We start from the raw sequence: 13,067 nt of genomic DNA, 5'->3' as shown, positions 1-13,067 counted from the left end.
GGCGTTACCGCCTACCTCTACCAGTGTAATGGGCGGGTGAGCCTCCACGCCGATGCTCCGTGATATTCCGCTCGCAATGCCCACTATTCGGCTGAATAAAATTGAGCTTTGAAGCCGTGACCTATAGCCTTAACAGCGTGAGGAATCGTTGGGATAGAATGCGCATCGCCCTGACCGGTCAGCCGGTCAGCACGCGAAATCTTTCGGCAGTCGCGCTGCCGAAGCGCTACGCCCTGCCTCTTTTCGGTGCCGACGGCATCTCTTCGGTCGCCTACGCAGCCGACCAGATGATCCTGACCCTTGCCGCTGCGGGTGCCTCTGCGCTCGCTTTTTCACCCTGGATCGGTTTGGGTGTGGCGATGGTGGGTCTGCTGGTGATTGGCACGTACCGGTACAACATCAACCAGATTGCTTCCGAGGGCGATATTCAGCTGGTGCACCGCAAACTGGGTGCGCTGCCCTCGATCGTGATGGGGGCATCCTCGCTGATGGACTATATGCTCACGGTGGCGGTTTCGATGTCTTCGGCGTCCTCATTTTTGGTGGCGCTGTACCCCCAGATTCAGGATTGGCGCACCCTCATTGCGGTGCTGCTCATTGTTGCTCTGACGCTGTTTGCGTTGCGTGGCGTGCAGCTGCTGGGAAAGATTGCGTACTGGCCGCTGTACGTTTTCTTGGCGCTGTTGGGGGTCACCCTCATTGTGGGTTGGGTTCGTGCCGCCACGGGTACGCTGCCGCTGGCTGAATCGGCGACCTATGTGATTGCCCCTGAATACCACGATCATGCGCTGGAAGGCCTGGCGCTGGTGCTACTTCTGGCGCGTTCGTTCTCTGCTGGCTTGGTGGCGTTCTCGGGTGTTTCTACGATCTCTAATTCGGTGAAGTATTTCCGCCGCCCGAAGAAATATAATGCGGCGGTCACCATGATGCTGATGGGCCTGATCACCTCGGTCCTGCTGGTGAGCCTGCTCGGTTTTGCGGCGGCAACCCGCGTGCACATGGTGCATGATACGACCCGTTTCTTGTTCATTGACGGGCACACGCCGGGGGAGTACTTCCACCAGAAGCCGGCGCTGTACCAGGTGGCTTTGGCGATTTATCAGGGTGTGCCGTTCTTCGCGCAGCTACTGGTTTTTGCCACGGTGGGCGTGCTGATTATTGCCTCGCTGACGGCGTTTACGGGCTTCCCGGTGATTGCCTCGTCGCTGGCTGATTACCAGTACCTGCCGGTATTCTTCCGCAGCGTGGATTCACGCGGCCTGTACGCGAACGGTGTGCTGGCGCTGTCGGCATTCTCAATTTTCCTCACCTGCATTTTCGGTTCGGACGTGTACTCGCTGATTCAGCTGTACATTGTGGGCATGTGCCTGTCCATGATGCTGGTGCAGCTGGCGGTGGTGCGCTACCGCATGCGCCTGCTGCGTATCACCCTGGCGCAGATGCCGCGCCGCGCCCTGCTACGCGATATTGCGGTCTCTACGGTGGGTATGGTCGTGACCACCGCGGTGCTGGTCACCATCGTGGTGACGAAGTTCGCCGCCGGCGCGTGGCTCTCCCTTGGAATGATTGCCCTGATGGTTGGAGGTATGGTTGTGACTCGCCGCCACTACGATGCGGTGGATGCCGCCCTGGACATCCCCCTGAATGCCGAATCCGTCGCGGATGTGGCGGCCCTGCCTTCGCGTGTGCACGCCATCGTGTACGTGGAGCGTGTGCGCCGCCCGGCGGTTCGTGCCCTCTCCTATGCGCGTGCCGGCCGCCCCTCCACGATTGAGGCGCTAACGGTCAACAATGACCGCGCCGCCCTGGAGATTGTGAAGAAACGCTGGTACGCCCTGGGCATTCCGGTGCCGCTGTCGGTGATTGATTCGCCGTACCGTGACACGGTGGAGGCTGTCGTTTCGTATGTTCGCCGCCGCCGCAAGAAGTCACCGCGCGATATTTTGGTGGTGTACCTGCCGGAGTTTGTGGTGAAGCACTGGTGGCAGCGTATTCTGCACCGCCGCACGGTGCGCCGCCTCAAGCAGGCGCTTCTGCACGAGCCGGGCGTCATGACGGCGACCGTGCCCTGGGCGATGCACGAGGATGAGGTGTATGATGAGATTTTTGATCAGCGTTTACAGGGTAAGGACTCGGCTACCAATGATCCGACCGCAGAGGCTGATATCGATGGCTCTGCGGCTGCAGTCGCCCCGAAGATTACTCGTTCAGCCGGTGGTGGCCGCGAGCTGATTCAGAGCAACCGCCACGCGGTGTACCGCGGTCGCCTGCACGAGGCGGACGCTGTGGCGCGCGAGAAGAAGCGCCAGCCGTAATAATCGCCCAGCGCTCAGCATGATTGCCCAGCGCCCAGAAATATTTGCCTGGTGCCCAGTATGATTGCCCAGCGCCGAGCCCGGTCAATTGCCCCCGCAACTTTGCTTGAGCACCCCGCATAGCGCCTGGACTTTGCCCTTTGCCGCCTATTTGGTGCCCCCTGCGGGGCGTCGGAATCGGAGTAAAGGTACAAATCGGTGTAAAATAGTTCACATTAAGTGATTCTTTAGGAGACAATGCTGTGACCCACACTGCTACCACGCCTGCCGCCTCCAACAACGTAGACGGATACAGCGTCGGGCAGACCCTCACCGTCACCTGTGAGGCACCCGCACACGGCGGCGCCTTCGTAGCGCGCACCGAACAGGGCGTCATCTTCGTGCGTCACGGCATCGTCGGCGAACAGGCAGAAGTGCGCATCACCGCCATCGGCCCCAAGCGCCGCTTCTACTTCGCAGACGTCATCTCCGTACCCGTACCTTCCCTGGCACGCCGCCCCCACCCCTGGATCCAGGCGGATGCGCTCGCAACCGACGAGGAACGCGCTGCAGCAACCGGCGTACCCGAACTGCTCGGCGGCATGGAATACGGCCACATCAGCCTGGCTGAGCAGCGACGCTACAAGACCGATATTGTCCGCACCCAGATCAACCGCTTGGGCGGCCTGCCCCTCGAATCGCCTCTGCTGACCAACCTCATCGTTGAAGAGCTGCCCCTGCGCGATAACAACGAGGGCCTGTCCTGGCGTACCCGCGTGCGCTACAACGTGACCAAGGTCCGCGCGCAAGATAGCGAAGAGAAGAACGGCGAGCAGAACAGCGGCGGCAAAAAGAGCCCCGCCGTCACCTGGCGCGTCGGCATGCACCCGTACCGCGCCTCCCAGCCCGTACCGGTCGTAGACTTTCCCCTCGCCGCACCCGAACTGCGCAACCTAGAGCTTGAGAAACTGAACCTGCGCGGCGTACGCGAAGTCGAGGCGATCGTCTCCTCCCGCGGCAGGGTCCTGTTACAGTTCATCGTTGACCCGCGCTTCCCCATCGAAGAGGTCGCCAAGGACATCGAACAGCAGGCGGCCGACGCCTGGGGATTGCTCGCCAAGCGCAAAATCTCCCTCTTCTTCACCCCGCAGTCCACCTCCAACGGCAAGCCCAAGCGCCGCCGCCCCGGCTCCTCCCACACCCCCTACCGTCGCGTACCCGAAGGCGACCAGCTGCTCGGCGCGGGCCTGCGCTCCGTCACCGAAGAAGTTACCTTCGGCTCCCGCCGATTCAGCTACCAGGTGTCCGCCGGCGGCTTCTGGCAGATTCACCGCGCCGCCCCCTCCACCATGGTTGGAACCATGCTCACCATGCTCCGCCCGCAGGAAGGCGAATGCGCCCTCGACCTGTACGCCGGCGCGGGCCTGTTTACCGCCGCGCTCGCGGACGCCGTGGGCGCATCGGGTACCGTCGTCAGCATTGAAGGTTCCCCGGTGACCCATAAGGACGCGCGCTCGAACTTCGCGCCGGATGGTTGCTCCCGCACCGAGAACTCTGCGGACACCCGCATTGAGGTGATTCGTGGCGACGTGGCACGCCACCTGGTGGATTTGAAGACCGCCCTTGAGTTTGGTGAAATCCCCGCCATTGATGCGGTGGTCCTTGACCCGTCCCGTGAGGGCGCGAACCGAACCACCCTGGAACGCCTGGATGCGCTGGACCCCAAGCGTATTCTGTATGTGGCGTGCGACCCGGCATCCCTGGGTCGTGACACCGGTATTTTGCGTGAGCTGGGCTGGGATATGGTGCAGCTTCGGGCGTTTGATATGTACCCGAATACGCATCACGTGGAGTCGGTGGCGCTTTTTGAGCGTGCCCCGGCGAAGCCTCGTCCGCGCCGCCGCCGCACCAAGTAGCGCGTAGCTAGTAGCCGTAACAAAGAAGCAAATAATCGCAGCGTTGGGCGGGTTGGGCTGTTCACCAGCCTGCCCACTAGGGGTTATTTCAGGCCGTTTTTGCTCAACCCGGTGCGTCTTGCTCTGCGGGCACATAAATCTGCTTTTTGGCACCGTAAACGGTAGAATCATTGAAGAACCAACGCACGGAATGAGCCGTGCCCCGACCTTGAGGAGTGTGGGTGTATGTCCGCTGAAAACGCATTGCCGCAGGAGGAGACCCCGAATAGCGCCGCCGGTGGCGCACCCACCGCCGACTACAGCATTGGTAATGGTGCCACTGCCAAGTTGCTCCCGGGTATTCAGTCCCCGGCGGACCTGCAGAACCTCAGCTACGAGCAGCTGGAGGAGCTCTCTAAGGAAATTCGCCAGTTCATCGTGACGAATGTGTCGGCGACCGGCGGTCACCTGGGTCCGAACCTGGGCGTTGTGGAGCTGACCCTCGGCATTCACCGTGTCTTCGAATCTCCCAAGGACAACATTCTTTTCGACACCGGCCACCAGTCCTATGTGCATAAGCTGGTGACTGGTCGTCACGCGTTTAAGACGCTGCGTCAGAAGGGCGGCCTGTCCGGCTACCCGGATCGTGGCGAGTCTGAGCACGACATTATTGCTTCTTCGCACGCATCCAGCTCGATTTCGTGGGCTGACGGTATTTCTCGCGCGCACAAGCTCAACGGTGAAGATGACCGCTACACCGTGGTCCTCATTGGTGACGGCGCGCTGACCGGCGGCATGGCGTGGGAGGCTGTGAACAATATTGCTGCCGACCGCACCCGCAAGGTCGTGATTGTGGTCAACGATAACGGCCGCTCCTACGCGCCGACCATTGGCGGTTTCGCGAACCAGCTGTCTGAACTCAAGCACGGTGTGCAGCAGCAGGTGGATCGCGTGCGCCTCGATCACCGCTACGACAACGCCCTGGATGCAGTGCGCATCGGCCTGCAGCGTGGCGGCCCCGTCGGTCAGATGGTGTACCGCGGCCTGCACGGCATGAAGGCGGGCATTAAGGACGTCGTCGTGCCCAAGGGTATTTTCGAAGACCTGGGCATGAAGTACGTGGGCCCCATTGACGGCCACGACCAGCAGGCTGTGGAGAACGCGCTGACCGCGGCAAAGAACTACGCCGGCCCGGTCATCGTGCACGCCATTACCGAGAAGGGCCACGGCTACGCACCCGCCCGCGCGAACGAGGACGACCAGTTCCACGCGGTGGGCCAGATTGACCCGCTGACCGGTGAGGATGTTTCGACCAGCACCTCCGAGTCGTGGACCGGTGTCTTTGGTAGCGAAATCGCAGATATTGCGGATGAGCAGGAGAACGTCGTCGGTATTACCGGCGCGATGCTCATTCCCGTGGGTCTGCGCGAATTCCAGAAGCGCCACCCCGAGCGCGTTATTGACGTAGGTATCGCTGAGCAGCACGCCGTGGCGATGAGTGCAGGCCTGGCGTACGGCGGCATGCACCCGGTGGTTGCTCTCTACGCAACCTTCCTGAACCGCGGCTTTGACCAGCTGCTCATGGACGTTGCCCTGCACAAGGCGGGCGTGACCGTGGTGCTGGACCGCTCCGGCATTACCGGCCCGGACGGTGCAAGCCACCACGGCATGTGGGATTTGGCGATGCTGCAGTTCATTCCGGGCCTGCACCTGGCGGCTCCGCGTGATGGCGCGACCCTGCGCGAAGAGCTGCGTGAGGCTGTAGCTATTAACGACGCACCGACCGTGATTCGCTACCCGAAGGGCTCCGTGGGCGAGGACATTCCCGCCCTGGAGCGCCGCAGCGACGGCGTGGACGTGCTGGCACGCACCGGTGAACCCCACCCGGAAACCGGTCAGCGTGACGTGCTGTTCGTTGCCGTGGGCGCTATGGCTCGCGTGGCTCTGGAAGCCTCCAAGGTGCTTGCCGCCGAGGGCATCCAGTCCACCGTGGTTGACCCGCGCTGGGTGATGCCGGTGCCGTCTTCGGTCGTTGAACTGGCTCGTGATCACCGCATTGTGGTGACCATTGAGGACGGCGTGCGTTCCGGTGGTGTGGGTTCGCGCATCCGCCAGGAAATGCGTGCGGCTGGCGTGGACACTGCGCTGAGCGAGCTGGGTCTTCCGGCGGAGTTCATTCCGCACGCTTCTCGCGAGCAGATTCTGGAGGAGGTCGGCCTGACCGCGGAAACCATCATCGCGGATCTGCGTGCGCAGCTGGCTGGCGATAAGGTTCCGTTCGCCCGTGAAGAGGGTCAGAAGCCGCGCCACACCCGCTAAGCGGTCGTACCTGAAATGTGCCGCCTAAGCTTCTCTTAGTAGCGCGCCGCAATAGTAGGCATCAGTAGCGGGTACCATAAGACAGCACAAAGCCCCGCCCATCGATTGTGATGGGTGGGGCTTTGCTGTGCGCAGGTCTTGCCGTATGGAGGTTTTGCTGTGCGTAGGTTCTGAGCCGCCGGTTTAGGAATCCTTGGAGGTGTGGGTGACGAAAATTTTGCCGCCCTTCTCCTGCACCGGGTAGCTGGCAAGGGGCGACTCCGCGGGGCCGTGCACGACCGAGCCGTCAGCTACAGCGAACTCGGAACCGTGGCAGGGGCACACGATGCGGTTGGAATCCTGCACCTGCACCTGGCAGCCCTGGTGGGTGCACACGGTGCTGAACGCCTTGTACTCGCCCGCGGACGGCTGGGAGACGATAACGGTCGTGGAGCCGTGAGTCAGGCGTGCCGCCTTGCCCACGCCCACTGCGGAGGCGGAACCTACCTCAACGGTGCCTTCGGGCGCGGTAACGTTGGAGTCACCTTCAGCGCAGGAGGCGAGCAACGCACCGGATGTGACGGCGCCGGTGATGAGGGTTGCGCGGCGGGAGAAGACGCGCGCAGAAGAATCAGTTTCTGTGGTATCGACTGCGGTGTCGACGGTTGTAGATTCAGTAGCAGGGGAGGCGCATGCCTTCTGAGAGCGGCAGCATCCGTTGGGTGCGGGCATGGTGGTTCCTTTCGTGTACTCTCTCCACCCTATGCCGGTTTGGGACAAAAATCGAATGAGAGCAGGCTAAGCTTGGTTCACGTTTGCACCGGAGACAAACTGCTGAGGCAAAATACCGGGACAAACTACCGTGTCAAACTCCCGAGGCACACAAAATGCCGGTCGGGCGGTCGCATCAGCAACACACCCAACCGGCACGCACATCTATTCAACGTTAGAGAAATCTACCCCAGGTGGCGGGCAAAAATCGGCGCAATCACGGGGGCAACCAGACCCGTCTGCCACGAACGCGCACCGTACTCGGCGAGCGCATCCCGCAAGGTCTGCTCGTCAAAACGAGCCGGCGGCTCCCAGCAGAGGCGGCGAACATAATCGGTCGTGATCAGGTTCTGCGCCGGAATGGTCAGCTTCTCCGACAGCTCATCAATCGCCTGACGAACCTCGGTGAACAGCGCCAAGTTCTCGGGGCGCTTAGACTCCCACGCCTTCAACGGCGGCGGGGCAGTCGACGGCAAAGTGAACGGTACAGCGTTCTCACCGCGTGCCGCCGCAGCAATAGCACGCACCCAACGCGGTCCCTCACGACGCAAACCACGCGTCTGAAAACCAGGGATCGCCATAATAGCGGGCACGTTACGCGGCATGGTGCGTGCCGCCTCCACAATCGCAGAATCGGGCAGCAGGCGCTTCGCGTCTACGTCCTTCTTACGCGCCAGCGAGTCACGCTCAAGCCACAGGTTACGCAACGCCGTCAGCTGCTTGACCGAACGCAACATCGTGCGGCCCTTCGTCTTACGCCAACGCTCCGGCTGATCCGTCGGATCCTTCACCGGGCTCTTACACAGGTACTCGAACTCCTCCAGGGCGTACTGCAGCTTACCCTGCTGGCGGAGCAAATCCTCCATTGCGTCACGCAAATCAATGAGCACGTCAACGTCCAGCAGCGCATAGTTCAGCCAGGACTCTGGCAGGGGCCGGCGCGACCAGTCTTCCTTCGAGTGCTTCTTCGCCAGCTTATAGCCGAGTAGCTCCTCAACGGTCGCACCCAGGTTCACGCGCTCCAGACCGGCAAGACGTGCACCAAGCTCCGTATCAAACAGACGGTTCGGGCGCATACCGAGCATATCCAGGCTTGGGAAGTCCTGAATTGCGGCGTGAATAACCCACTCAGCATCCGCCAGAGCATCGTTAATAATGCGCAAATCCTTAAACGCCTCAGGATCAATCAGGTATAGCTGATCTTCACGCTTGAGCTGCACCAAAAAAGCACGCGAACCGTAGCGGATGCCCTGGGCACGCTCAGTATCAACAGCCACCGGGCCGGACGCCGCCGCCAACTGCTCAGCGGCACGACGCAGACCACTCTCCGTATTGATAAGGGTCGGAATCGGTGCGGAAGGGGCCTCCAGAGGAACAACGTCCGGAACTTCGATACCGTTAAGGGTCAGCTGAGGGGTGCCTGCGGCATTCTGTTCAGCTGCGGTACTCATGCACTCAATCCTTTTCCTCTGTCTGGTTCGACGCGCCCATACGATGGGCCAAATGCCCGGGTAGGCGCACGCCCGAGCAAACACGAGCCCGGGCGGGGTGGCGTGCCCGCGAAGGCACTACGCCATTCTACCCGCCCGAGCCTAAAGCCTCGAATTTAGAGAGACTCACAATAAGGGGTTCACCGGCGTGCCCGCGAGGGGGCTTGCCGGGGTTTATTCGGCGGATTCCGCCTCGTCAGCTGGGGTATCACCGGGCTGTGCTTCACCCGGCTGTGCTTTATTAGCCGCGGCTTCACCAGCGGGGGCCAGCGTCAAGCACACCGAATTAATGCAATACCGCAAATCCGTGGGAGTCGGGTAGCCCTCACCCTCAAACACGTGACCCAGGTGCGAATCGCAGGCGGCGCAACGCACCTCCACGCGGCGCATACCGAAGGTCGTGTCCTCCAAGTAACGCACACGGTCCTCAGCCAGCGGCGCGAAAAACGACGGCCAACCACAATGCGAATCGAACTTCTGATCGGAACGGAACAGCTCCGTACCGCAGGCACGGCAAGAATACACACCCTCCGTGTGAGTGTTCCAGTACTCGCCCGTGAACGCGCGCTCGGTGCCGCCCTCACGCAGAACAGCGTACTCTTCAGGCTTGAGCACCTCACGCCAGTTCTTGGCGATAGCACCCACGCCGGGTAGCGAATTGCCCATCATGACTCCTTCAGTTTGCTCTCATGCCCAGGCTCTTACGGCATATGTAACGCCGCGGCCGGGCGGATTATTCCCGCTACGCGCGGACTAAGCGCGGATGTCAGCGTATTTGCCGTTGGTGAGCTTCAGCAGGTCGTCCGGGGCGAGCTCAACGTCCAGGCCGCGCTTACCGCCAGAAACCATGATCGTGTCAAAAAGCTGCGCAGACTCATCCAGCAGGGTGGGGGAGGGGGTCTTCTGGCCCAGCGGAGAAATACCGCCCACTACGTAGCCGGTGCGGCGCTCAGCGACCTTCGGGTCGCACATGGAGGCGCTCTTCCAACCCAGGGCCGCCGCGGCAGCCTTAATGTTCAGCTTGCCAGAGACCGGCACGATCGCGACCGCGAAATCCTTCTCGTGCACAATCAGCAGGGTCTTGAACACCTGCTCCTCGGAGGCGCCGAGGCTCTTCGCGGCCTCTTCACCGAAGGATGTGACGCCCTCAACATGCTCGTATTCGCGCATCTGGAAGGGGGTGTTCGTCTCGGTCAGCAGTGCTACGGCGGCGGTTGCTGCGCCGCTCTTCTTACCTTTAGTTTTCTTAGCCATACAACCATTTTACGGAAGTCGCCATACGCCGATACCTATGCGCTGATACCTATGCGCCGAGAAGCCACATGTGTTTCGAAAAGCCACTTCTTTGGTGGCTTTTCGAAACACATGTGGCTTCTCAATGGTTATGGGGTTATTTCAGTAGCCCTTTTTCCTTCAGCTGTTCTTGAGAAAGCGAGCCAATGACAGTCCAAAATCCATCTGAATATTTGAGAATGTAAGCGCCGTTATCGTCCCCCTCGGCAGTATTTTTGTCTTCGGTGTATGACCCGTCGGGTTCAACATATATCACGAATTCCCAAATGTGCTTCAGCATGAGAGTGTATTCTTTAGTTTTTCATCATAGATAAAACGCCAAAAATGACGTTTGTCTACGTTCTGAGGTAGCCTTTAGGCTCCATTTTTTCTTAGTAAATACCGATGAGTAATTGCATGCCAAGACTAGTCAGGATGATAGCAATCCAGCAAAGGGCTCCAAGAAGAATGGATTTTCCACTGGATTTGATCATAGCAATGAGGTTGGTTTTGAGACCAATAGCACTCATAGCCATGATGATGAAGAATATGGAGAGTTGTTTGAGAGGTGAAAAGAAGCTAGTGCTGACACCGAAAGATGTGAGAAGAGTAGTTAGCAGAGAAGCTAGGATAAAGTAGAGAATGAAAACGGGGAAGATTTTTTTAAGCTTCACTCCTTGGTTGTCGCCTTGTTGACGGCTTTGCCAATAGGAGAGGAAGAGAACGATAGGGATAATAGCTAGAGTACGTGTCAGTTTGACAATAGTTGCAGGCTCAAGAGTGTTTGCATTGTAAAGACTATCCCAGGCACTAGCAGTAGCTGTCACAGAGGAAGTATCGTTGACCGCAGTACCCGCAAAGAGAGCAAAACCTTCGTTGGAAAGATGGAGCCAAGAACCTAGAGTCGGAAAGATAAGAGCTGCCAAGACATTGAAGAAAAAGATAACAGAAATGGCTTGGGCTACTTCTTTTTCCTTGGCGTGAATAACAGGAGCAGTCGCTGCAATGGCAGAACCGCCACAGATAGAAGATCCAACTCCAATCAAGGTAGCTAGCTTTGTATCAAGGTTAAAAAAGCGTTGGAAAAAGAAAGCAATAATTAAAGCGATAGAAATGGTCGAAATGATGACAGGAAGGGAAGATGTTCCAACTGCGAAAACTTGTGAGATACTGAGTCCAAACCCAAGCAAAATAACAGCATACTGAAGCAATTTTTTGGAGCTGTAAGTCAAACCGGCATCCAGTTGTGTATAGGAAGTGAGAAAGGGATGGAGAGTCATTCCGATAAAAATGGCGAAAACAGGTGCTCCCACAACAGGCAGAAATCCTCCTAAAACCCAAGAGATGATAGAAATGATCAGGCAGACTGACAGTCCTGCCCAATTTTTTGATAGAAATGACATAAAAACCTCCGAAAATAGATACTCCTTATTATAGTCTTATTTGGTAAAACTAGAAAGTAGGAATACAGACCCAGTCCGGGGAGCGCACCACCTCACCCTCCGCGCTGATAAAGGCGTTCGATATCCTTGAGGAACTTAATATCCTTCTCGTAGGTATCCAGCATATAGGGCCATACATACTGCATGTCACCGGTCTGAATGGCGTAGTTATGGGAGACAAGCCAATCCTTCATCATGCGGTAGAGGCCTTGTTCAGTCTCAGGGTACTGTGCGGGTTCCTTGCGGGGTTCCTGGACGTTCTGCGCAGGACCGTACTCGTCGGCTTTGCGGTACTCTCCGTCAGGAGCTTTAGAATTACCTGAATACCCGCGAGTTACTCTTGGGGTAGTGCTTGCCGAAGGCGACTCAGACGCCGCCGAAGAAGCCGAAGCGGTCTCGCTCGGAGCAGTGGTCGATGATGCCGAGGCGCTCGCCTCGTTAGCAGCCTGTTGGCCGCACGCCGCAAGCAGGGCACCAATGCCCATGAGCGCGCCGCTGCCCAGCAGAGCGCGGCGGGTCAAAAGAGTGGAAGTCATGGAAGTGTATTCCTTATATCGGCGAATCAAAGCTGGATGGATTTATAGCTCGTGCTCGTATTTGCTATTGATAATTTTCCAGTAGCCATCAGAGTATGTGTAGAGAAAATAGAAAGTATCGTCACTTGTATCGGTATTTGCCCTTCTTGTTATATCGCCATTCGATTCAATGTATATTTCAGTTGACCAAATTCTGCGGACTTTCATACGATAGATTTTCTTAGAGTCGTCATAAAATAGGGCGCTTTCGCTCTGATATGAATCTAGGGAATCTACAGCCCATCCGCCATTTTTGTAAAGTATTTCAATATATTTGTAGAACCCATATTCTTCAGTATTTTCTGTTATATATTTGAATGCATAGGAGCAGTCACCAGTCTGAATTGCGTAGTTATGGGCATTGACCCAATCCTCCATCATATGATTGAGGCCTTCTTCAGTTTCGGGATACTGTGCAGGCTCATTGCGAGGCTTGGGGACATTCTGCGCAGGGCCTTTGCCGTCAGCCTTGCGGTATTCCCCATCCGGCGCCTTCGAGCCGCCCGAGTAGCCGCGGGTAATGACCGGGCTCGGAGTAGCCGATGCAGAAGCGGTATCGGATGCCGCCGCCGACGCCGAAGCGGTCTCGCTCGGCGCGGCAGAGGCGGTGGCTGCCCCCTCGTTATTTGCCTGCTGGCCACACGCCGCAAGCAGGGCCCCCAGGCCCACAAACACGCCGCTGCTCAGCATTGAGCGGCGGGTCAAAAGAGTGGAAGTCATAGAGGAAACTCCTCATATCGGTGTGAAGTGTGAATAGGTGGCTGGCTAGAAACCGGAAGACTATCCAGCCGAAGGGAAGAACCCCGATAGATGAGAAGCCACATGTGTTTCGAAAAGCCACCATTATCGTGGCTTCTCGGCGAACATGTGGCTTCTCAGCGTAAGACCCACGGGGGGCTTTACATGTCGGGCCAGTCGCGGTGCAGTGAATACTCTGTGTCCCCGTCACCATTGTCGTTCAGATGCCAGCGCTGGCCGGTGCGGATATCGGCTTTGCGTAGGCGCGGGTTCGGGTTATCCTTCTTACCCA

The 13,067-nt window shown here is 58.5% G+C and carries 11 protein-coding genes; 3 read left to right on the top strand and 8 right to left on the bottom strand.

All coding sequences use genetic code 11. The features are described 5' to 3' along the window. Positions 1–158: 158 nt before the first annotated feature. From HMPREF2999_RS08510 to dxs, 3 genes are all read left to right on the top strand, one after another. On the top strand, positions 159–2,315 hold the full coding sequence (locus tag HMPREF2999_RS08510) for an APC family permease (RefSeq protein WP_070675156.1): 2,157 nt from the start codon (positions 159–161) through the stop codon (positions 2,313–2,315). Between the two features lie 242 nt (positions 2,316–2,557). Next, a complete protein-coding gene (locus tag HMPREF2999_RS08505) occupies positions 2,558–4,210 on the top strand; it encodes a class I SAM-dependent RNA methyltransferase (protein WP_070675159.1) in 1,653 nt (550 codons plus the stop codon). 225 nt (positions 4,211–4,435) lie between these two features. Then, positions 4,436–6,508 (top strand): 1-deoxy-D-xylulose-5-phosphate synthase, encoded by a 2,073-nt coding sequence (gene dxs, locus HMPREF2999_RS08500; RefSeq protein ID WP_083308752.1) that lies wholly within the window; start codon positions 4,436–4,438, stop codon positions 6,506–6,508. A 183-nt stretch (positions 6,509–6,691) separates the two neighbouring features. Here dxs and HMPREF2999_RS08495 read toward each other — a convergent pair whose 3' ends face one another. The 8 genes from HMPREF2999_RS08495 to HMPREF2999_RS08460 form a co-directional block, all read right to left on the bottom strand. Further along, positions 6,692–7,219 carry a Rieske (2Fe-2S) protein gene (locus tag HMPREF2999_RS08495; RefSeq protein ID WP_070675162.1) on the bottom strand — a complete coding sequence of 176 codons (528 nt, stop codon included), beginning with the start codon at positions 7,217–7,219 and terminating at the stop codon, positions 6,692–6,694. 224 nt (positions 7,220–7,443) lie between these two features. Next, positions 7,444–8,709 (bottom strand): HRDC domain-containing protein, encoded by a 1,266-nt coding sequence (locus tag HMPREF2999_RS08490; RefSeq protein WP_070642998.1) that lies wholly within the window; start codon positions 8,707–8,709, stop codon positions 7,444–7,446. A gap of 213 nt (positions 8,710–8,922) precedes the next feature. Beyond that, positions 8,923–9,414, bottom strand: a complete 492-nt coding sequence (gene msrB / locus HMPREF2999_RS08485) for a peptide-methionine (R)-S-oxide reductase MsrB (RefSeq protein ID WP_070675165.1) — start codon at positions 9,412–9,414, stop codon at positions 8,923–8,925. Positions 9,415–9,501: 87 nt separating this feature from the next. Continuing rightward, positions 9,502–10,002 (bottom strand): Cys-tRNA(Pro) deacylase, encoded by a 501-nt coding sequence (ybaK, locus tag HMPREF2999_RS08480; RefSeq protein ID WP_049340583.1) that lies wholly within the window; start codon positions 10,000–10,002, stop codon positions 9,502–9,504. A 136-nt stretch (positions 10,003–10,138) separates the two neighbouring features. Then, positions 10,139–10,321, bottom strand: a complete 183-nt coding sequence (locus tag HMPREF2999_RS08475) for a hypothetical protein (protein WP_070675167.1) — start codon at positions 10,319–10,321, stop codon at positions 10,139–10,141. A 91-nt stretch (positions 10,322–10,412) separates the two neighbouring features. Then, a complete protein-coding gene (locus tag HMPREF2999_RS08470; protein WP_070675170.1) occupies positions 10,413–11,423 on the bottom strand; it encodes a YeiH family protein in 1,011 nt (336 codons plus the stop codon). A 92-nt stretch (positions 11,424–11,515) separates the two neighbouring features. Further along, positions 11,516–11,998: a DUF6318 family protein gene (locus HMPREF2999_RS08465; RefSeq protein ID WP_070675173.1), complete on the bottom strand. Its 483-nt coding sequence runs from the start codon at positions 11,996–11,998 to the stop codon at positions 11,516–11,518. 42 nt (positions 11,999–12,040) lie between these two features. Then, positions 12,041–12,757 carry a DUF6318 family protein gene (locus tag HMPREF2999_RS08460; protein ID WP_070675176.1) on the bottom strand — a complete coding sequence of 239 codons (717 nt, stop codon included), beginning with the start codon at positions 12,755–12,757 and terminating at the stop codon, positions 12,041–12,043. Positions 12,758–13,067 lie beyond the last annotated feature (310 nt).

Source organism: Rothia sp. HMSC066H02 (assembly GCF_001814995.1).
GTDB lineage: Bacteria > Actinomycetota > Actinomycetes > Actinomycetales > Micrococcaceae > Rothia > Rothia mucilaginosa.
The sequence above is the reverse complement of the archived record's forward strand: the minus strand, read 5'-3'. Positions and strand labels throughout refer to the sequence as shown.